We start from the raw sequence: 21652 nt of genomic DNA on the forward strand, positions 1-21652 counted from the left end.
CTTATGAATGTGAAGAAAAGACAAAGGTGTGGTCGATTTCACTCATATTTTTGTAATAAATTTGTAAAATTTTTGCGGTATGTCACAAAATTCTATTTAAAAGGGAGTATAATGGTGTAAATTTTATTTGTTATAAATGAAAATGGAGTATTTTTATATGAGCGAACAATTGCGCCAAGCCGCATTAGATTTTCATGAATTCCCTATCCCAGGAAAAATTGCAGTCACCCCAACCAAATCATTAGCTACTCAACATGATTTAGCCCTTGCGTATTCTCCAGGTGTTGCTGAGCCTTGCTTAGAGATTGAAAAAGATCCCTCAGCGGCAAGCCGTTATACAGCACGTGCTAATTTAGTGGCCGTTATTTCAAATGGTACAGCCGTGTTAGGCTTAGGAAATATTGGCGCACTTGCATCAAAACCTGTTATGGAAGGGAAAGGTGTATTGTTCAAAAAATTTGCAGGTATCAATGTATTTGATATTGAAATCAATGAACATAATCCAGATAAATTAATTGATATTATCGCTTCATTAGAACCAACATTTGGTGGCATTAACCTTGAAGATATCAAAGCACCGGAGTGTTTCTATATTGAAAAAGTGTTGCGTGAACGCATGGGTATTCCAGTTTTTCATGATGACCAACACGGTACAGCCATTATCGTGGGTGCGGCTGCATTAAATGGTTTAGAAATTATTGGTAAAAATATCTCTGATGTTCGCTTAGTGGTAAATGGCGCAGGTGCTTCAGCTATTGCGTGTACTAACTTGCTTCGAGCATTAGGCTTCAAAAAAGAAAACATCACCATGTGTGACTCTAAAGGCGTGATTTTCAAAGGTCGTGGCGATAACATGGATGAAACCAAACAATTCTACGCAATTGAGGATAACGGCTGGCGTACATTAGCCGATGCAGTAAACGGTGCAGATGTATTCTTAGGATGCTCTAAAGCGGGTGCGTTAAAACCTGAAATGGTTAAAACTATGGCTGAAAATCCGTTGATCTTAGCACTGGCTAACCCAGTTCCTGAAATTACACCAGATGAAGCCAAAGCTGTTCGTCCAGATGCGATTGTTTGTACCGGTCGTTCAGACTTCCCAAACCAAGTAAATAACGTACTTTGTTTCCCATTCTTATTCCGTGGTGCTTTAGACGTAGGTGCGACAGCGATTAATGAGGAAATGAAATTAGCCGCTTCTCATGCAATTGCGGGTTTGGCAAAAGAACAAGTTCCATTAGAAATTATTGCTAGTTACGGCGCATTATCATTTGGTCCTGATTATGTGATCCCAACACCATTTGATCCTCGTTTATTATTTACCGTGTCTTCTGCGGTAGCGAAAAAAGCAATGGAAACAGGCGTGGCAACACGTCCAATTACAGACTGGGTAGCTTATGAAAAACAATTAAAAGCGTTGGTTGCAGCTTAGTCTTTCTCTTTCAAAAAGTGATCTGCCCCCAAAAGTTGGACAGGTTAGTTAACTTAAATATTGAGCTCGGTATTGCACCGGGCTCAATCCTTTTAAACCAAGTTTAATTCGGTTTTGGTTGTAATACACTAAATATTCTTCAATTTCAGCCTGTAATTTAACAATTGAATGATAAGTCCGAGAGTAAAAACACGCTGATTTTAATATTGTAAAAAAGCTTTCAATCACCGCATTATCGTAGCAATTTTCTCGGCGACTCATACTTTGCACCTCAAATTAGGTGTCCAGGTTTTGGGGTGCAGATCACTTTGGAAATATCAAACCAAAGTGCAGTCAGTTTTTTAGGTGTTTTTTAATGCCAAGCGAAATGCCTCAATTCCGCTTTTTAGCACAAGAACACTCAATATCATACTGGCTAAGGGATCCACCCATTGCCATCCGAGGAAATAAGCGCTCAATCCTGAAAGAATCGCGATAACGGAGCCAAATAAATCTGTTAATACATGCAGATAAGCCGCTTTGATATTGAGATTGTCATGATCACTTTTCAACATTATCCAAGCAACGAAAAGATTGACGAGTAATCCTAGCGATGCCACACCAAGCATCGGTAATGCCATCATCTCGATGGGATTTTGCCAACGTTGAATTGCTTCAAACAAAATCATCAATGCGACGACGATCAATGAGCCGCTATTAAGTAGGGCAATGTATCGTTGTTTTTGAGCGGATAGAAACAACGCTAACAAGGCTAAAAATAACGATAAGCTATCATTTGCCATGTGACCCGCATCAGCCATGAGTGCCAAGCTGTTAAACCAATAGCCACCAATAAATTCGACAATCATAAAGCCAGTAATGATGGCAAAACTGAGCGCTAAGATTTTTTTATCCTGTGGAATATGCTCATGAGATGAATGATCATGATGTTCATGGGAATGATGTTCGGACATACGGCTCCTTATTGTCTATTTGATTAACTTGGGATAAAGTATAAAGTCCGTAGCAACTACAAGGTCAAGACTTGGTTTTAGAAAAATGAAAATTAACGAACTCAGCAAACAAAGCGGTATTCATTTAGAAACCATTCGGTATTATGAAAAAATGGGCTTGATGCCGGAACCTAAACGTCTTGCAAATGGTTATCGAGATTATGATGAAGCCAGTTTGAAACAATTAAAGTTTATTAAAACATGCCGAGCGTTAGATTTTAGCTTGGCCGAAATTAAATTTTTTAATGAGATGAAAACGCAGCAATCTCAACATTGTGAAGTGGATAGTATGTTGGCAAAACATTTGGTTTCAGTCGAAGAAAAAATTGCCGAACTGACTGAAATTAAACATTTCCTACAAAGTTTAATTACCGAAGATGATCATCAAGCTGCAGATTGTAAAGCAATGGCCCAATTAAAAGCCTATTAAGTGCGGTCTAAAAAATATCAAAAATCCGCACATTGATGTGCGGATTGGTCATTACTCCGGATCATCCGTAAAGGCATTGTTTCGGAATATCGGCACAAAGGTTGCGAGATACAGCACAAACACGATGGCAATTAAAATAGCCGGAATCGTGATAAAAAACAGCTCGTCCACAAACATTAAACAAGCTCGGGAAAGTGCCGCCGTGAAAAGACAAAGCACGGCAAGGCGACAGAGTTTTGGGTAATCCAGTTTCGTAAAGCCACTATGCCATAATCCCGCGGTGAGCCAAATCATCATCATACTGCCGAGAATGCCGCCAAGTGTCACCATGTGTAATGGATCGGCAGTAGGCTCATCAATTAATTTATTTATGCCAATCCACAAATAGCCAATCGCAGCGAACAATTGAAGGAAATAATAAGTGCGTATGTAATGTTTACGTAGCAGTTCGTGATGATGTAATTCGCGTAACTTGGCAAGCAAAATAAAGCCAACGGCAAAGGCTGTAAAAGCGGCTGTTTGTGCAGGCAACCAAAGCTCTGCTGCGGTATGAAGTAATAAAAATGTAATTGCGATATTTTTATACACGACATTCGGGATAAATACGGGATCTTTCAATGTACTTTCTTTCAGAGCCTCTGCGCCTAATAGAATGCTTACCCGAATCGATACAAACATTACCGCCGCCATGTTCAAATGCACCTGTGCCCGCAATAATTTCAGACTATCAGTCATGGCGTAAGCTGTCTGACAAACCATAAATGCTGCAAGTAACATCAGTAAAGTAAAATTGTCGGTATTGCGATCCAACCAAAACAGCCAAGCACAAAAGAGTAACAACGCGAGCCAATAAGCAGCCACTAAAAACGAGGCGGTTTGCGGGGAAAATGGCAATAACATCAATCCTGCAAGCAAGAGCACTGCTAATATTGTCGCAATAGGTTTTAAATTACCTTTGTAATTTGTCCATTCGAGCATGGAAGCCGTCAGAAAGCCGCCGTATGCGGCTGGTAGCATAAATTCTAAGAAAATTTTGCGGTGTAGGATGAGATCATCGGGGCTGATGAAAAAGCTCAATGCACCAACAATCGCAAGAATGGCTGCACCAACAAAAAAGGGTCGCATCGGATGGGTAAAGAAATTATTCATAGTAATGGATTCCTTGAAATTCGCGTGCGACTACGGTTTCTTCAAAGGCTGAATTGCGTTCGGATAATGGCGTTGGCAAGGTAATCACATTTTGCACATCCATCCCTTTTGGAGAAAGCTGCATAATCTCTCGGCTTAATCGAGCTGCTTCAAAACGATCGTGCGTCACTAAAATGCAAGCCATGCCTTGTTGCTCAATTTTTTCCACTAACATAGCGGCTAAAATATCCCGTAAATCGCGATCCAAACCGACAAAAGGTTCGTCCAATAAGGCTAAATCACAGCCACATAGCAATAGACGCAAAAATGCCACGCGTTTTGCCATACCGCCCGATAATTCGGTCGGGTATTTATTCAAATCACCCGAAGAAAGCCCGATCTTTTCTGCCAGTGCAATGATTTCATTTTCATTAGAATTATCCATAAAAATGGCGATATTCTGCATAGCAGTGAGATTTTCTAATAGACGGTTTTCTTGAAACAGAAAGCCCGTTTTACGAAATGTATTATTGATTTCGCCCGATTTTGGCGTTTCCAAACCTGATATTAAACGCAGCACGGTAGTTTTACCACAACCGCTTGGGCCGAATAAGGTTTTTACTTCGCCTGGTTGTAAATCCATACTGAAATCGCGCACGATGGGATCGCGGAGAATTTCAAAACGCACATTCTTTAAACTCAGCATTATCTTCTCCACGGCATAAACAGAATTTCCAATGGCTTGGTAATCAAATATTCAAAGAGGGAAACAAATACAATCACCAACAGCACATAAGCCATGACTGTTGACGTATCTAACATGGCTCTGGCATCGGCAATCTGTGCCCCCACACCCTCATTGGCACCCAAAAGCTCTGCCATAATTACGACTTTCACGCCCATCGCAACTGCGACGCCAATACTGGAAATTACATAGCCCGTGAGATGGGGAATATATAAATAGCGGATTTTTTTCCGCAATCCGAGTTTGTACGCATCAAACAATTCTTCATGTTGTTTATTTACACTTGCCATGCCCATGGCTGCACTGGCAAAGGTTAGCGGGGCAACTAATACGATAATGGTAAATAGCACACTTGGATTACCAAAGCCAAACCAAAATAAGGCCATTACAACCCAAATAATTGGCGGCATGGCTAACAAAATCGTAATGACGGGTTTAAGCAATGCCATAGCGGTTTTAAAGCTGCCCGCAATCAGCCCTGCGGCTAAGCCTGCGACTAATGCAATGGTAATACCCACCACAGAACGCCATAATGAAATACCGATTTCGTTTTGTTGGAAATGATCGAGCAGCTCAAGGGCTTTTTGAAAAACATCCGCAGGAGCAGGCAGCATAAATTCACCAAATATCGCACAGCCCCAAGCCCACAAGGCAACAATCATCATCGCCACACTCAAGCCGGTAAAGCCGCTCCAAAGGTAGTCGATGATGTAAAACAGGACAGGTTGTGGTTTACGGATTTTGTCAGTTTTAATCATGTTATGTGATTCAGTTTCAAATTAAGCTAAGAAGAATTTGTCATCTGGTAATTTACCGCCTAAGAGTTTTGGATTGAACTCCATCAAAGTTTCATAGAATTGCATGATTTCATTTTTCAGTTCACTGGCTTTGGTCACCGTTAAGCGCGCACCGTCTAAGCCCATTTCAATAGCGGCTTCTGGAGCAGGAAGATAATTAGCGCCAATTTCAGCCGCACTTTTGCGGTTGGCCATAATCCAGTTTAACGCATCACTTAAATCTTGGTGAAATAGATCAAACTCCGCCTTGTGTGCATGAAAGAATTCTTCATTGGCAATAATGCCCGCCATTGGAATAAGCGGTTTAGTGTTAAACGCTTGTCCCCATTCTTTCACTAAATCAAAACCACGTACAATTTCCGTACCAACAATTTTAGCTTTCTGCACAACGGCACTTGCCATTGGTTCTGGCAAGATAGCCACATGGAAATCTTTGAGCAAGAACAAACCAATTGCTTCAGTTGGTGTGGCTGCATAGGTAATATCTACTTTATTCATATCAATATTCAATTTTTTTAGTAAAGCTTGCAACACGATGTCTGGCATATCGTTTTTAAATGGCACAAGGATTTTTTTACCCACTAATTCTTGCGGTGAAGTAATAGCACCGCCTTTACACATCAACTGCGTAATCCCATTGGTGAGAATATTCACCATGCCGACTTGTTGCCCTTGATTACGTAAATTTACGCCCACATTGCTAGGGCTCATCATGACTTTAAATTGCCCACTTGCCACTCCTGCACGCAACTGATCAGGCGAACGCCAAATTTCTAATGCTACATCCGCTTGTTTGGCTAATTTACCTTGTGCTGCCGCCACCGCAATGGTCACACTTGGCATCGCGGGTGCGCCATAAATGGTAAATTGCTCTTTTGTTGTCGCAAAGAGAGAAGGCGACATGCCTGCTGCCGTAAGTGCTGCGCTCATTCTTAAAAAATCACGTCTATTCATTGTCATGGTTATCTCCTTATAATGAAACAAGTCTAACGCTTGTATTTTGATAATGGTTTTCATTTATTATCTTACTAGCTGTGACTAAAGTAAAGAAAGACAAAAGTGATCTGCCCCCCAAAAGTTGGACAGGTTAGTTAACTTAAATATTGAGCTCGGTATTGCACTGGACTCAATCCTTTAAAAGCAAGTTTAATGCGTTTTTGGTTGTAATACACTAAATATTCTTCAATTTCAGCCTGTAATTCAGCAATTGAATGATAAGTCCGAGAGTAAAAACACGCTGATTTTAGTATCGCAAAAAAACTTTCAATCACCGCATTATCGTAGCAATTTCCTCGGCGACTCATACTTTGCACCTCAAATTAGGTGTCCAGGTTTTGGGGTGCAGATCAAAGTGCGATCAAAAATGATGATGTTTTTAACCGCACTTTGTGTTTTTTTATCTGTCTATGAAAGGAATGGCACATTAGCGTGCTTTAAATTAATCAAAGGGTAGCGATTCCCTTAGGACTTATGAGTGTCAAAATGAAACAAACACGTTCTTCTTTATATCCAATTTTTCTCTTCGTCATCATTAATCTGATCATTTTCTCCTTATCTCGTCTTGGGCTTGCGATTTGGCAGGCAGACCGTGTTTCTGCGGTAGCGGGTTGGGGGCAATTATTCTTACAAGGCTTGCGTATGGACATCGTGGCTTTGTGTTATCTATTTGGTGTGCCGGCATTATTTACGGTGTTATTTCATCATAGCCGAATTTGGAAAATGATTTTACGCATTTGGCTTACCTTCGGTAGTGTGTTTATTCTATTCATGGAATTGGCTACGCCTGCATTTATCGAAACCTATGATTTCCGTCCAAACCGTCTATTTATCGAATATTTAATTTATCCGAAAGAAGTCTTTTCAATGTTGATGGAAGGCCATTTAACTGCGGTCATTTTTAGCCTTATTTTCACTGTTACGGCTTTCTTCTGTTATTGGAAATTATCTGGTTATGCGGTCAAAAATTTACGCCCAATGAGCTGGAAATTACGCCCTGTTGTAGCATTGCTCGTGATTGCTGTTGCTTTTTTAGGTGCGCGTTCGAGTTTCCAACACCGTGGTGTTAACCCTGCAATGGTCGCCTTTTCTTCCGATGGTTTAGTGAATTCTCTCGTGTTGAACTCTGGCTATTCTGTCCTTTATGTGGCACAGCAATTTAAAGATGAAGGAGCATCTTCCGAAGCCTATGGCAAAATGGATACTGATGAAATGTTGCGTATTGTCAAAGCAAGCCGTGGGCGCCCTGAAAGTGATTATATTTCAGAGAAGATTCCAACCTTAACGAAAAACCAAGCGACTTACCAAGGTAAACCGAAAAATATCGTCATTATTTTGGAAGAAAGTTTTGGGGCGCAATTTATCGGTACATTAGGCGGAAAACCACTTTCACCTGAATTTGATAAGTTAGCCAAAGAAGGCTGGTTATTTGAAAATCTTTATGCTACGGGGACGCGTTCTGTACGCGGTATTGAAGCTACAACTGCAGGTTTTACACCCACTCCAGCACGTGCAGTGGTGAAATTGAATAACAGTCAAAGTGGTTTCTTTACTATTGCAGATTTACTTGCCAAACAAGGTTATAACACTTCCTTTATTTATGGTGGTGAAAAACACTTTGATAACATGGCAAGCTTCTTCTATGGTAATGGTTTCCAAAATATTATCGATCAAAAGGATTATCAAAATCCGAAATTTACTGCGACTTGGGGCGTGAGTGATGAGGATTTATTTGATAAAGCGAACGAAACTTTTACCCAATTACAGAATGAAGGAAAACCATTCTTTAGCTTAGTGTTTAGTTCGAGCAATCACGATCCTTTTGAATTTCCGGATGGTAAAATTGAGCTTTACGAACAACCAAAAGCAACCCGTAATAACAGTGCAAAATATGCAGATTATGCCATTGGTTATTTCTTCAACTTAGCGAAACAATCTAATTATTGGAAAGATACCGTGTTCTTGGTAATTGCCGACCATGATTCTCGTGCAGCAGGGGCAAGCTTGGTGCCAATTAAGCATTTCCATATTCCTGCGTTAATTTTAGGTGATCATGTTGCACCTCGCCGAGACAGTCGTTTAGTGAGTCAAATTGATATGCCGACAACCTTACTTTCTATTGCGGGGGTAAGTGGTAATTATCCGATGATTGGCTTTGATTTAACGCAAGATGTGAATCCGAATCGTGCCTTTATGCAGTTTGATCAAACCCAAGCTTTAATGAAAGGCAATCATGATGTCGTTATCCAAACACCAAATAGCAAAGCAAAAGGCTATGTTTATGATAAGGAAAAAGACACATTAACCGAAAAAGACGTGTCGGAAGAAATGAAAAAAGAAGCGTTGGCACATGCCTTACTTGGCAGCTATTTGTATAAAAACCGTTTATATAAAGGCAGTGAAGAGAAGTAAAGTGCGGTCAGTTTTAGGCTAATTTTAAAGGGCGAATGATTTCGCCCTTTTTCTTTAGATGATTTGTTCTTAGTGATTTTCAGCAATCACACGAGGGAATAAAACATTATTTTCACGATGAATATGCATCATTAAATCATCTGCAAATTCTTGGATACCGCTATAAAGCGCACGCCATGTGTTACAAGCATCTGCAGGAGGTGTCATATTGTTTGTTAATGATTTTAATACGTCTAAATGTTCGCCATGTTCTGCGTGTTCCATTTCCATCATACGAATCGGCATTTGTGCCATCATATAATTTCCCGCTTTGATCATTGGGAAAAGCACGTGCTCTTCTTTCATCATATGGTTGCTTAAATCATCATAGACATTGCGTAATTCTGCTGCTACGCCGATAGGGCAATCATCGCGATCACCATGAACACTTTCTACGCGATCCGCTAATACGATTAATTCTTGAAGTTGTTCACGGTGACGTTGATGATAGCGAACTAAAATATGATCGATAACTTCACCATAATTTGCACCACCCCAATATTCTTCAGGGTTTTCTGCTTTGCTGTTTTGTAGCGCAGTTAAGCGCGTTTCGATGTCTACTAAATTGAGTCCTTTTTCTGCCGCTGCGTGAGCAAGTGTATCTGAGCCACCACAGCAGAAATCTAAATCATATTCACGAAGTAGTGAAGTTGAGCCGGGTACGCTGATTGCGATTTCACTTAATTTTTTATCTCCAAAAGACATAATGAATCTCCTTGTTGATGAGGTAGAGTTAGAAGTTGAGCAAAATACTAAGATAATAAAAGGAAAATGCAACGTTTTTTTTAGCAAAGTATGATTTAAATCAAAGCTAAAAATTAAAGTTACCATGTTGTAGGTAGGTATTAATGAGTATTAAAAGTGAAAGTTGCATTGCTTTGATGAGGTGTTATTATTCGAGCATAGAGAGAGGATCATCATGAAGCGAATTTATCGATTTTTAACTATTGGATTACTATTGCTGGTTTTAGGTGGTGGCTATTTTTTTGCGAATTTAACAATTTTTGCTCGTACATTTATCCAATTAAATACGTCACAAAAAGTGAGTTATATTCCTTTTGAAAACAAACTAAATATGCAATGTGACAAGGCTAATGGTTTGATGCCTAAATTAACGTCTTCACATTTTCGTTTGGTCAACTGGAATGTGCATAAAGGGCAAGATACGGGTTGGCAAGAAGATTTAGCGAGATTGTCTGAACAAGCTGATTTTGTGTTATTACAAGAGGCGACACAACATCAAAATTTAAACACATTTTCGACCGCACTTTTTGTGTCCTCTTTTTCTTTTAAAGATCTCTTATCCGGTGTAAAAACATTCACCAAAACGCAACCAGAATGGTATTGCGGTGGTGGCGTAGCAGAACCATTAATACAAATTCCCAAAGTGGCAAGTGTGATGAGTTTTCCATTAGAAAAAGGCGATAGCTTGCTACTTATTAATGTGCATTTGATTAATTTTGAATGGGGGATTTCCGCTTATCAAACTCAGTTAGAGCAGCTCTTTTCTTTTGTAGAAAATCATCAAGGCCCCATCATTATCTCTGGCGATTTTAATGCATGGAATGAGCGTCGTCTGAATTTAGCTAATAATTTGATGCAAAAATATGGATTAGATGTAGTGACGCTCTCTCAAGATGAGCGGGTTAGATTTTTAGGTTATCCACTTGATTATATTTTTACGCGAGGCGTAAAAGTGGTGAGTGCAACATCAGAAGTGGTTACTTCGTCAGATCATAATCCGTTACTAGTTGAATTTGAATTGGAATAAAGTGCGGTCAGATTTTGAGAAAATTTTAGGGCTAACGTTATGTTAGCCCTATGTGTTATTACTTGGTTTGATTAATTAAAAATTGCGTTAATAAAGAAACCGGACGGCCTGTGGCGCCTTTATTTGCACCTTGAAGCCAAGCTGTCCCGGCGATATCTAAATGTGCCCAAGTGTACTTTTTCGTAAAGTTGGAGAGGAATGCGCCTGCAGTAATTGCACCGCCCCAACGACCGCCAATATTAGCTAAATCAGCAAATGGGGATTTTAATTGCTCTTGATATTCTTCACTTAATGGTAAACGCCAAGCTTTGTCAGTAGTTTGCTGTGCGGCTAGTAATAACTGTTCGGCTAAGGCATCGTTAGTTGAAACTAAGCCGCTGTTATGTTGACCTAAAGCTACCACGCAAGCGCCTGTTAGGGTCGCAATATCAATCACATATTGCGGTTCAAAACGCTCTACATAAGTTAATGTATCACAAAGTACTAAACGGCCTTCAGCATCAGTATTTAACACTTCTACGGTTAAACCATTCATCGTGGTGAGAATATCACCCGGGCGATAGGCATTGCCGTCAGGTAAGTTTTCACAACCCGCTAATACACCGATAACATTGAGTGGTAGATTTAATTCTGCAATGGCTTTCATTGTGCCGAATACCGAAGCAGCACCACACATATCGTATTTCATCTCATCCATTTCTGCGGCTGGTTTTAACGAAATACCGCCTGCATCAAAGGTTAAGCCTTTACCCACTAATACGATAGGTTTCGCATTTTTATCTGGGGCGTTGTTGAAATGCAAAATAGATAGGTAAGCAGGGTGTTGAGAACCACCTGATACCGCTAAATATGCATTCATCCCAAGTTTCGCCATTTCTTCTTCATCAATCACATCTAAGGAAAGTGCGGTTGATGTTTTGGCTAAATTTTTAGCTTGTTCAGCTAAATAAGCCGGTGTACAAATATTAGATGGCATATTCGCGATATTACGCGCAGCTTTTACACCATTTGCAATGGCCTGTGCTTCTGCGATGGCTTGCTGAGCTTGTGAATCATCGGTATTAAAAATGATTTCTTGAAGTGAGATAGCATCCGCTTTTTTACTTTTAAATTCATCGAATTGATAGAGACTATGTTCGATGGTTTCAACAGTAAAACGTACATTCCAAAATAGATCGCGATCTTTAATTTCCACATCCGTTAAATTATTCACCGCTTGTTGAATATTTAATTCTTTTAATGTTTGGGTAACTCGTTGGATGATTTGTTTAAATTGGCGTTCAGTCGTTTCACCTTTTTTACCACAACCTGCTACTAACACGCGTTTAGTCGCAAGATTCGGTAACGAATGAAGCAGAGTCGCTTGCCCAATTTTGCCTGAAAGATCTTGGCTTTGAGCTAACTGGCTGAGGTAGCCTTGTGTGATTTGATCGATTTCATTGAAACTTTTTGTTAATTCATTGTTCTCATAAATGCCGATAATAAGGCAATCGGTTGATTGAGAAAGTGCGGTTGAGTTCGCTTGATATTTCATGTTATTTCCTTATGTTGCTAATTTGCTATTTAAATCAGTCAAAATAAGGTATCATACGCCATCTAAATTAGCCAGTTTCCCGTGTTTTTTAGTTAGAAAAAAAGAATGATATTAACCCGATATTTAACAAAGGAAGTTTTTAAAAGCCAGATTGCAATTTTGTTTATTTTGCTTTTAATTTTCTTCAGCCAACAACTTGTGCGCGTACTTGGTTCAGCGGCAAATGGTAAAGTACCTGCCGATCTGGTGTTCTCTTTACTCGGTTTAGGGATGCCGACAATGGCGCAATTAATGTTGCCATTATGTTTGTTTATCGCCATTTTACTGACTTTCGGTCGTCTCTATGCAGAAAGTGAAATCACCGTTATGCGTGCATGTGGTGTAGGCCAACGTATTCTTGTTCGCGTGGCGTTAATTCTTTCTTTGTTCACAGCTGGCTTGGCTGCTTATAACGCATTGTGGCTTTCTCCATGGGCGATTCAAAAACAAGTGGCAATTGTTGAAGATGCTAAAGCTAACCCAACAATGGGGGCATTGGCTTCTGGTCAATTCATGTCCACAAGTAACAATAATTTCGTTTTATTCATTGATAAAATTAATGGTAATCAAATCAGTGATGTTTATCTTTTCCAAATGAAAGCCAAAGGTCAAACGAAACCATCAGTGGTTACAGCTGAAAAAGGTGAGTTAAAAGCGTTACAAAATGGCGATCAAGTGCTGAATTTACAAAATACCTTGCGTGTAGAAGGTACATCTGTGCTTCCTGATTTCCGTATTACACATTTTGATGACTATCAAGCCTATTTAGGCCATCAAGAGACAAACACAGAAGGTGATGAAGCTGCTGAATTATCTTTTGAGCAATTATTAAAAGATAAAAGTGCAGCAGCAAAAGCAGAGTTGCATTGGCGCATAACCTTAATTTTAGCGGTGCCTTTAATGGCGCTTATCGCCGTACCAATGAGTAAAGTGAATCCTCGCCAAGGCCGTTTTGCGAAGATCTTACCGGCACTATTGCTTTATTTAATTTACTTCTTATTACAAAGCTCATTTAAATCTGCGGGTGGTGCAGGTAAGCTTGATGCAGGTTTATTAATGCCATTGGTAAATATCGCCTTTTTAATTTTAGGAATTGTGCTGAATAGTTGGGATAGTACCGCTATGCATAAATTCCGTCGTGTATTCAGAAAAGGGTAATAACAATGTTGATGAATACTCTTGATCGTTATATCGGTAAAAGCATCTTAGGGGCAATTTTTGCCACGCTATTTACGTTGGTTGGCCTTTCGGCAATTATCAAATTTGTAGAGCAATTCCGTAGCGTAGGGAAAGGTTCTTATGATATTTGGCAAGCGGTGGCTTATACAGGATTAACCATTCCTAAAGATGTGGAAACCTTTTTCCCAATGGCAGCCTTGTTAGGGGCCTTAATTGCGTTAGGTAATTTAGCCAGCCGCAGTGAATTAGTGGTAATGCAATCCGCAGGTTTTTCTCGCTTTAAAATAGGATTAGCCGTCATGAAAACGGCACTTCCACTGGTGCTTTTTACCATGATTATTGGAGAGTGGGGGATTCCTCAAACTGAACAGTTTGCCCGTGATATGCGTACTCGTGCACTTTCTGGTGGCTCAATGCTTTCGGTAAAAAATGGAGTATGGGCAAAAGACGGTAATAATTTCGTGTATGTTCGTCGTATTACCGATGATGCACAATTAGAAGATATTTATATTTATACCTTTGATGAACAGCGTAATCTCACGCATTTGAAGCATGCAAATCAAGCACAATATTCTGCTGAAAATAATCAATGGCAGTTACGTCAAGTGAATAATTCAGCGGTATCAAAAGAGCAAATTACCACAACAAACCGCTTAACCGAAGATTGGGCGACGAGTTTAACGCCAGATAAATTAGGCGCAGTTTCATTACGTCCAACGTCATTATCCATTTCAGGTTTATACGAATATATCGCTTTCTTAAAACAAACGGGGCAGGATTCTCGCCGTTTTGAATTAACCTATTGGCGTAAGATTTTACAACCCCTTTCTGTAGGTGTGATGATGATGCTTGCGTTATCTTTTATCTTCGGTTCATTACGCAGTGTCACTGCAGGAGCAAGAATCGTAACGGGGATTTGCTTTGGATTCTTGTTCTATGTCGTCAATGAAATTTTTGGACAAATGAGTGTGGTATTTAATGCGCCAGCTTTTTTAAGTGCACTGATGCCAAGCCTCTTGTTTATGGCGATTATTTGGTGGTTACTCGCAAGAAAACGGGATTAATTAAAAAGCATTAATGAAAAAGGCGAACTGATAAAGTTCGCCTTTTTATTCTCTAAGAAAGTGCGATTAAAATTGACCGCACTTTAGGAATTTAATCTTCTTTAAATTCTCTCATCATTTCTTCTGCTTTTTTCACCATTTCTGCAGAACCGATGAAAAGTGGTACACGTTGGTGAAGTTCAGTTGGCTGAATATCTAAAATTCGATTGTAACCATCAGATGCAATACCACCCGCTTGTTCTGCTAAGAATGCCATTGGATTGCCTTCATAAAGCAAACGAAGCTTACCATTTGGATAGTTGGTTGCACTTGGGTAAATGTAGATACCGCCTTTTAATAAGTTGCGATGGAAGTCTGCCACTAATGAGCCGATATAGCGTGAAGCATAAGGGCGGTTAGTTGCTTTATCTTCTTCTTGGCAGTATTTAATGTATTTTTTTACCCCTTGTGGGAATTTGAGATATTGTCCTTCATTGATGGAATAGATTTTTCCCTCTTTTGGCATTTGCATATTTTCATGAGAAAGGCAGAATGTACCGATAGATGGATCATAAGTGAAACCATTTACACCATGACCAGTGGTATAAACCAACATGGTAGACGAACCATATACGATATAACCCGCAGCCACTTGTTTATTACCCGGTTGCATAAAGTCTTCTAAGGTAACAGGTGAGCCAATAGGGGATACACGACGGTAAATAGAGAAGATTGTCCCAACCGAAACGTTCACATCAATATTGGATGAACCATCAAGTGGGTCAGTCAAAATAATATATTTTGCATTGCGAGCACGTTCAGTATCAAAAGCGATAAAGCTTTCTTCTTCCTCTGAAGCAAAACCTGCTACTTCTTCACGTGACATGAGTGCTGCATTCATGGTGTTATGGGCGAATAAGTCCAATTTCATTTGGCTTTCACCTTGCACGTTTTCGACACCAGATTGACCAAGGATATTCGTTAAACCTGCTTTATTGATATCACGATGAATGATTTTTGCTAGTAAACGAATAGAGGACAAAATACCACTAAGTTCCCCTTTTGCATTTGGGTACTCCGCTTGGCGTTCAACAATAAATTCACTCAATGTTTTCATGTTTATTCCTTTTTTATAATTGTTAAATAAATAATAGACCCTTTTATTATATGTTATTTGGCACTTCTGATTGAGATCAAAATGTGAAGAATGAGATCTGCATCACACTTTATTTTTAATACAAAGCCTTGACAAAACGTATATATCCTTTAAAAAAGATATAATAGATAAATAACGTCACAGTAAAGGAATACTGTTATGAAACTTACTCATTTTCCTTTCAAATCAAGTTTACTTGCTTGCAGTATCGCTTTGCTTACTGCTTGCAATTCAATTACTTATCATCCAACTAAAACGATTGAGCAAATAGATCCACAAAAGGGATATCGCTTGGAAAATGCGATGCAGCAGGCATTGCAAAAAGAAAATTTAGTGATTGTCACTTTTTCTGGTGGAGGATCTCGCGCGGCATCTTTAGGTTATGGCGTGTTAGAGCAGTTCCAAAATGTCTCAGTGCGTCCAACAGAGAAAGGTAGCACCTTATTGCAAAATATTGATATTGTGTATGGGGTGTCTGGCGGCTCAGTATTAGCAGCCTATTTTGCTTTGGAGGGACAGGATATTATCCCTAAATTTAATAATTCTTTTTTGAAAAAGAATTTCCAGAAAAAAGTCATCAATGAAGTATTTTCGATGGGTAATGTGCCTCGGCTTACTTCCCCACAGTTTGGTCGTAGCGATTTGTTGCAGGAACAGCTCAATCTTGCTTTATATCGTGGGAAAAAATTTGCAGATCTTGAACAACGTAAAGGACCTTTTGCCGTGATTAATACCACAGATATGACAGCAGGACAGGAAGTTTCTTTTACGCAAGATTTCTTTGATTGGCTTTGTGTTGATTTAAATGATGTTGAGATTGCTCGGGCAGTAGCGGCATCAAGCGCCGTACCATTAATTTTTTCACCGATTACGCAAAATAATCATGGTGGTTCTTGCCTCGTGGAAAATAAAAAAGAATTATTGATGCAGATGAATCCACCTAATCGGTTGTTGTTGAGTAACTTTGATGCCATGAAAAAACGCATGGAGCCTTATCAAAATAAGGCTGAAAAACCTTATTTGCACTTAGTTGATGGTGGCTTAACGGATAATTTAGGTTTGGCTAGCTTATTGGATGTGTCAAATTTACTTAGTGTCCGAAAATTATATACTGAGCTTAAGAATTATAATTTACGTAATATTGTCGTGGTAAACGTTAATGCTCAAAATGAACTTACTAGCGATATTGATAAATCAGCTGATGTACCGGGAATCAAAGATGTCGTGAATACAGTGATTAATGTACCAATTGATAAAACGACAGCATCGACAGTGAAATATTCACAACAATTTGCGGATCAATGGAATGCTTACGCTAAACGTAAAAAAGGAATAAAAATTAAAGCTCATTTTGTGAATTTAAATTTAAAAGATTTGCCAGAGGGGCAATTGAAGAATGATGTTCTTAATATCGGTACATCGTTATATTTGCCAGAATCGGATGTGGATAAACTGCGCGAAGCGGCTAAGATTTTATTGGAACAATCAAAAGAATACCATAAGGCAGTGAAAGCATTGCAATAGTTTATAGGCTTAAAGTGTGGTTAGAAATGACCGCACTTTTTCTTTTTAAATGTTATATCAATTCCATTCATATAAAATCACAATAAAATTCACATCCATCTAGACGTCTAAATCTTTAATGAAGACATTAATTTTGTTACACTCAGTCTATCATTAGAATGAATAAAATATAGGAAAGCAAAATGAGTAAACTTTTTCCAAATGCCACTATTCGCACTTCTGCACCATATCGTTTTGATATTGTAGGAAGTTTTTTACGTCCAGAGACTTTAAAACAGGCTCGTCATCAATGCAGCTGTGGTGATATTTCTTGTGCTGATTTAACGCAAGTTGAAGATGCAGAAATTGCTAAATTGGTTGAGCATCAAAAAAATGTTGGATTGCATGCGGTGACTGATGGTGAATTTCGTCGTACTTTTTGGCATTTAGATTTCTTAGCTGCATTAGATGGCGTGAAAGAAGTGGATGCGGAGAAATTCTCAGTGCAATTTAAACACGATAATGTACGCCCGAAAACATTAAAAATTGTGGATAAGATTGGTTTCTCAGAGAGCCATCCTTTCGTTGAACATTACCGCTCATTGCAAAAAATGGCAGGGGAGAGTGAAGTTAAATTAACCATTCCTTCTCCGTCAATGCTTCATTTAATTTGTACAGTACGAGCCACAGATTATCAGCCAATTGAACGTTATAAAGATAACAATCAGTTGTTATTAGATGATATTGCCGATACTTATATTGACGCAATGAATATCTTCTATAAATTAGGCTGTCGTAACTTACAGTTGGATGATACAAGTTGGGGCGAATTCTGTGCGGAAGATAAGCGTAAAACTTATACTGAACGCGGTTTAGATCTAGATCAAATTGCCAAAGATTATGTATATATGTTAAATAAAATTGTGGCAGCGAAACCAGCTGATTTAGCGATTACAATGCATATTTGTCGTGGTAATTTCCGTTCAACTTGGTTCTCTGCTGGTGGTTATGAGCCTATCGCAGAAACCTTATTTGGTCACTGTAATGTGGATGGTTTCTTCTTAGAGTACGACAGTGATCGTGCGGGAGATTTTAAACCTTTACGCTTTATTAAAAATCAACAAGTGGTATTAGGATTGATAACCTCTAAATCGGGCGAGTTAGAAAACCGTGATGAAATCATTGCTCGTATTAAAGAAGCGGCACAATATGTTGATATCAATCAACTTTGCTTAAGCCCACAATGTGGTTTCGCTTCAACGGAAGAGGGTAATATCCTGACTGAAGAACAACAATGGAAGAAACTCGAATTTATCCGTAGTATCGTGGAAGAAGTTTGGGGGTAAATAATTTCAAATTGGAATGTAAAAGAGATAATCGTTAAGATGGTTATCTCTTTTTTTCATGAAAGTGCGGGTAAAAATGACCTCACTTTTACACAATAAAAAAGGAAGTCGATAGACTTCCTTTTATGTTATTTCAATTTAATTATTTTTGACGCATTGCAGGGAATAGGATCACATCACGGATAGATGGTGCATTAGCATAAAGCATTACTAAACGATCAATACCAATACCTTCTCCTGCTGTTGGTGGTAAGCCGTGTTCAAGTGCGACAACGAAATCATCATCTTTAAACATTGCTTCATCATCACCAGCATCTTTTGCTGCGACTTGAGCATCGAAACGTTCATTTTGGTCTTCTGCATCATTTAATTCTGAGAAACCATTACCAATTTCACGACCACCGATGAACAATTCAAAACGGTCTGTTACTTCTGGATTTTCATCGTTACGACGTGCAAGTGGTGAAATTTCTGCTGGATGCGCCATTAAGAAGGTTGGTTGAATTAAGTGATGTTCAGCCACTTCTTCAAAGATCGCATTTACGATAGAGCCTAAGCCCCAAGATTTTTGTACTTCAATACCTAAGCGTTCAGCGGTTGCTTTTGCACGATCGAAATCATAAAGATCTTCTTTTACGATACCTTTATCTGCACCATATTTAATGGTTGCATCATGTAATGTTATACGCTCAAATGGTTTGCCGAAGTCAAATTCTAAATCACCGTATTTCACAATGGTTGTACCAAGAATATCAATGGCGAGTTTGCGTAATAATTCTTCGGTGTTATCCATTAAATCATGATAATCTGCATAAGCTTGGTAGTATTCAAGCATGGTGAATTCTGGATTGTGACGGACAGAAACTCCTTCATTACGGAAGTTTCGGTTTAATTCGAAGACACGCTCAAAACCACCAACCACTAAACGTTTTAAGTAAAGTTCTGGCGCAATACGAAGATACATATCAACATCTAATGCGTTGTGGTGTGTGATAAATGGACGAGCAGATGCGCCACCTGGAATCACTTGTAGCATAGGCGTTTCAACTTCCATGAAACCTTTAGAAATAAAGAATTCACGAATACCGGCAACCACTTTTGAACGAATAATAAATGTACGGCGAGATTCTTCATTAGAAATTAAATCTAAGTAACGCTGACGATAACGCGCTTCCATGTCGGTTAAACCATGGAATTTGTTTGGTAACGGACGAAGTGCTTTGGTTAAAAGTTGTACTTCAGTTGTTTTAACGGTTAATTCATTGGTTTTGGTTTTGAAAAGTGTTCCTTTCACGCCAATAATATCACCTAAATCCCAGCTACCTACATCTTCTGCATAAACGCCTTCAGGAAGATTATCACGAGCAACATATAATTGAATTTTGCCACTCATATCTTGTAAGGTAATAAAGGTGGCTTTACCCATTGCGCGACGAGTCATAATACGACCGGCAACAGCTACTTCAATGGCTTTTTCTTTTAATACTTCGCCCTCTTCGGCTTCGTACTTATCATGTAAATCTTGGGCAAGGGCGTTACGACGGAATTGGTTTGGAAACGCATTACCTTTTGCGCGTAATGCGGCTAATTTTTCACGGCGAACGAGCATTTCGCCATGGAGATCTAATTCTTTTACTTCTTGCTCTGACATATCCTTTACCTCGTTAGTTTTTACTTAGAATGTGATTTATTTAATAATAAATAGAATTTTTCTATTCTACCTAGAGCATTGTTTTTTGTTAAGCCTTTTTTAATTAAGTTATCCTTTTTATCTAGAAAGTTGTCGAAATTGAATTGGTAGAGATGGAATTACGCCATTTTTCCACATAAGATAATTTTATCCTTGGTTCTTGAATAAGGTTCACCGTGTACGCAAACAAAAGAGCGGTCAATTTTTCAGAGGTTTTAAACGCTGAAAATACTGATCGCTCTTTGCGTAGAATGATTAATTAAAGATCGAAATCGCCGAAATCATTGGTATCGACTTTAGAATCAATTTGACCAACAAGGTAAGAACTCACTTCCACTTCTTGTGGTGCAACTTGTACGTTGTCAGAAACAAGCCATGCGTTAATCCATGGAATTGGGTTAGAACGCGCACCAAATGGTAATGGAAGCCCAACCGCTTGCATACGGATATTAGTGATGTATTCCACGTATTGCACCAAAATGTCTTTGTTCAAACCAATCATTGAACCGTCTTTGAACAAGTAATCCGCCCATTCTTTTTCTTGCTCTGCTGCGGCTAAGAATAAATCATAGGCTTCTTGTTTACATTCTTCCGCAATTTCAGCCATTTCAGGATCGTCTTGACCTGCAGCCATAATGTTTAAAATGTGCTGTGTGCCGGTTAAGTGTAACGCTTCATCACGAGCGATGAATTTAATGATTTTCGCATTACCTTCCATTAATTGACGTTCTGCAAAGGCAAAGGAGCACGCGAAAGATACATAGAAACGAATGGCTTCAAGTGCGTTCACACTCATCAAGCAAAGATAAAGTTGTTTTTTCAAGTTACGTAACGTTACAACACATTCTTTACCATCTACCGTGTAAGTACCTTCACCGTACAGGCTGTAAAGTTGGCTATCACGGATTAAATCATCGTAATAAGAAGAAATGTCACGCGCACGTTTGATGATTTCTTCGTTCGTCACGATGTCATCAAACACGATAGATGGATCGTTCACAATGTTACGAATGATGTGTGTGTAAGAACGAGAGTGGATGGTTTCTGAGAATGTCCAAGTCTCGATCCAGGTTTCTAATTCCGGAATGGATACCAATGGCAACAACGCAACGTTCGGACTACGACCTTGAATGGAATCCAACAAGGTTTGATATTTTAAATTGCTGATGAAAATGTGTTTTTCATGTTCAGGTAACGCGGCATAGTCGATACGGTCTTGCGACACATCCACTTCCTCCGGACGCCAGAAGAAAGAAAGTTGTTTTTCAATGAGCTTTTCAAACGTCTCATATTTTTGTTGATCGTAACGCGCAACGTTAACGTTTTGACCAAAGAACATCGGTTCTTTTAATTGGTCGTTTTTATTTTGTGAGAAAGTGGTGTATGCCATTTTTGTCTCCATATCGTAGGGTGGGCTTTA

Annotated in this window: 18 protein-coding genes and 2 pseudogenes; 8 read left to right on the forward strand and 12 right to left on the reverse strand. The window is 39.1% G+C overall.

The window, feature by feature from the left end; genetic code table 11:
• Positions 1-157: 157 nt before the first annotated feature.
• Complete coding sequence (locus tag QQS40_RS07450) at positions 158-1432, forward strand: malic enzyme-like NAD(P)-binding protein (protein WP_297569202.1); 1275 nt, start codon at positions 158-160, stop codon at positions 1430-1432.
• A 48-nt stretch (positions 1433-1480) separates the two neighbouring features.
• On the opposite strand, the pseudogene QQS40_RS07455 reads toward QQS40_RS07450, so the two are convergent.
• A pseudogene (locus QQS40_RS07455) lies at positions 1481-1696 on the reverse strand (IS3 family transposase); the annotation flags it as partial.
• Positions 1697-1773: 77 nt separating this feature from the next.
• Positions 1774-2385: a cation diffusion facilitator family transporter gene (locus QQS40_RS07460; protein ID WP_297569205.1), complete on the reverse strand. Its 612-nt coding sequence runs from the start codon at positions 2383-2385 to the stop codon at positions 1774-1776.
• Between the two features lie 85 nt (positions 2386-2470).
• On the opposite strand from QQS40_RS07460, the gene QQS40_RS07465 reads away from it, so the two are divergent.
• Positions 2471-2854 carry a MerR family transcriptional regulator gene (locus QQS40_RS07465; RefSeq protein ID WP_111326316.1) on the forward strand — a complete coding sequence of 128 codons (384 nt, stop codon included), beginning with the start codon at positions 2471-2473 and terminating at the stop codon, positions 2852-2854.
• Between the two features lie 51 nt (positions 2855-2905).
• On the opposite strand, the gene QQS40_RS07470 is transcribed toward QQS40_RS07465, so the two are convergent.
• From QQS40_RS07470 to QQS40_RS07490, 5 genes and pseudogenes are all read right to left on the reverse strand, one after another.
• Positions 2906-4003: an NnrS family protein gene (locus tag QQS40_RS07470; protein WP_297569209.1), complete on the reverse strand. Its 1098-nt coding sequence runs from the start codon at positions 4001-4003 to the stop codon at positions 2906-2908.
• Positions 3996-4688, reverse strand: a complete 693-nt coding sequence (locus tag QQS40_RS07475) for an ATP-binding cassette domain-containing protein (RefSeq protein ID WP_297569211.1) — start codon at positions 4686-4688, stop codon at positions 3996-3998. The genes QQS40_RS07470 and QQS40_RS07475 overlap by 8 nt, the downstream gene beginning before the upstream one ends.
• On the reverse strand, positions 4688-5485 hold the full coding sequence (locus QQS40_RS07480; RefSeq protein ID WP_297569214.1) for an ABC transporter permease: 798 nt from the start codon (positions 5483-5485) through the stop codon (positions 4688-4690). Before QQS40_RS07480 ends, QQS40_RS07475 begins: the two co-directional genes overlap by 1 nt.
• Positions 5486-5506: 21 nt before the next feature.
• Complete coding sequence (locus tag QQS40_RS07485; RefSeq protein WP_297569216.1) at positions 5507-6484, reverse strand: ABC transporter substrate-binding protein; 978 nt, start codon at positions 6482-6484, stop codon at positions 5507-5509.
• 131 nt (positions 6485-6615) lie between these two features.
• A pseudogene (locus QQS40_RS07490) lies at positions 6616-6834 on the reverse strand (IS3 family transposase); the annotation flags it as partial.
• Between the two features lie 160 nt (positions 6835-6994).
• Between QQS40_RS07490 and QQS40_RS07495 the strand changes: the two are divergent.
• Positions 6995-8932, forward strand: coding sequence for an LTA synthase family protein (locus QQS40_RS07495; RefSeq protein WP_420485550.1), 1938 nt, complete (start codon positions 6995-6997; stop codon positions 8930-8932).
• Between the two features lie 69 nt (positions 8933-9001).
• Here the strand turns inward: QQS40_RS07495 and ytfE are convergent, their stop codons facing one another.
• A complete protein-coding gene (gene ytfE, locus QQS40_RS07500; protein WP_289901991.1) occupies positions 9002-9676 on the reverse strand; it encodes an iron-sulfur cluster repair protein YtfE in 675 nt (224 codons plus the stop codon).
• Between the two features lie 214 nt (positions 9677-9890).
• Here ytfE and QQS40_RS07505 point away from each other — a divergent pair, with 214 nt between their 5' ends.
• On the forward strand, positions 9891-10742 hold the full coding sequence (locus tag QQS40_RS07505; protein ID WP_289901992.1) for an endonuclease/exonuclease/phosphatase family protein: 852 nt from the start codon (positions 9891-9893) through the stop codon (positions 10740-10742).
• Positions 10743-10800: 58 nt separating this feature from the next.
• Here QQS40_RS07505 and QQS40_RS07510 read toward each other — a convergent pair whose 3' ends face one another.
• Positions 10801-12276, reverse strand: coding sequence for a leucyl aminopeptidase (locus QQS40_RS07510; RefSeq protein ID WP_289901993.1), 1476 nt, complete (start codon positions 12274-12276; stop codon positions 10801-10803).
• Between the two features lie 105 nt (positions 12277-12381).
• Between QQS40_RS07510 and lptF the strand changes: the two genes are divergently transcribed.
• Complete coding sequence (gene lptF, locus QQS40_RS07515) at positions 12382-13473, forward strand: LPS export ABC transporter permease LptF (RefSeq protein ID WP_329504638.1); 1092 nt, start codon at positions 12382-12384, stop codon at positions 13471-13473.
• 11 nt (positions 13474-13484) lie between these two features.
• Positions 13485-14558: an LPS export ABC transporter permease LptG gene (lptG, locus tag QQS40_RS07520; RefSeq protein WP_369866806.1), complete on the forward strand. Its 1074-nt coding sequence runs from the start codon at positions 13485-13487 to the stop codon at positions 14556-14558.
• A gap of 91 nt (positions 14559-14649) precedes the next feature.
• Here lptG and fbp read toward each other — a convergent pair whose 3' ends face one another.
• Positions 14650-15654: a class 1 fructose-bisphosphatase gene (fbp, locus tag QQS40_RS07525; protein WP_049357539.1), complete on the reverse strand. Its 1005-nt coding sequence runs from the start codon at positions 15652-15654 to the stop codon at positions 14650-14652.
• A 198-nt stretch (positions 15655-15852) separates the two neighbouring features.
• On the opposite strand from fbp, the gene QQS40_RS07530 reads away from it, so the two are divergent.
• Together QQS40_RS07530 and QQS40_RS07535 are read left to right on the forward strand one after the other, a co-directional pair.
• Positions 15853-17217, forward strand: a complete 1365-nt coding sequence (locus tag QQS40_RS07530) for a patatin-like phospholipase family protein (protein ID WP_111327597.1) — start codon at positions 15853-15855, stop codon at positions 17215-17217.
• A 182-nt stretch (positions 17218-17399) separates the two neighbouring features.
• On the forward strand, positions 17400-18542 hold the full coding sequence (locus tag QQS40_RS07535) for a 5-methyltetrahydropteroyltriglutamate--homocysteine S-methyltransferase (protein WP_111327598.1): 1143 nt from the start codon (positions 17400-17402) through the stop codon (positions 18540-18542).
• A gap of 142 nt (positions 18543-18684) precedes the next feature.
• Here QQS40_RS07535 and lysS read toward each other — a convergent pair whose 3' ends face one another.
• The gene (lysS, locus tag QQS40_RS07540) at positions 18685-20193 is read right to left on the reverse strand and encodes a lysine--tRNA ligase (protein WP_329504642.1); all 1509 of its coding nucleotides are present in this window, start codon (positions 20191-20193) and stop codon (positions 18685-18687) included.
• 298 nt (positions 20194-20491) lie between these two features.
• Positions 20492-21622: a class Ia ribonucleoside-diphosphate reductase subunit beta gene (nrdB, locus tag QQS40_RS07545; protein WP_005637108.1), complete on the reverse strand. Its 1131-nt coding sequence runs from the start codon at positions 21620-21622 to the stop codon at positions 20492-20494.
• Between the last annotated feature and the right edge of the window lie 30 nt (positions 21623-21652).

The organism is Haemophilus parainfluenzae (assembly GCF_036288925.1).
Taxonomy (GTDB): domain Bacteria; phylum Pseudomonadota; class Gammaproteobacteria; order Enterobacterales; family Pasteurellaceae; genus Haemophilus_D.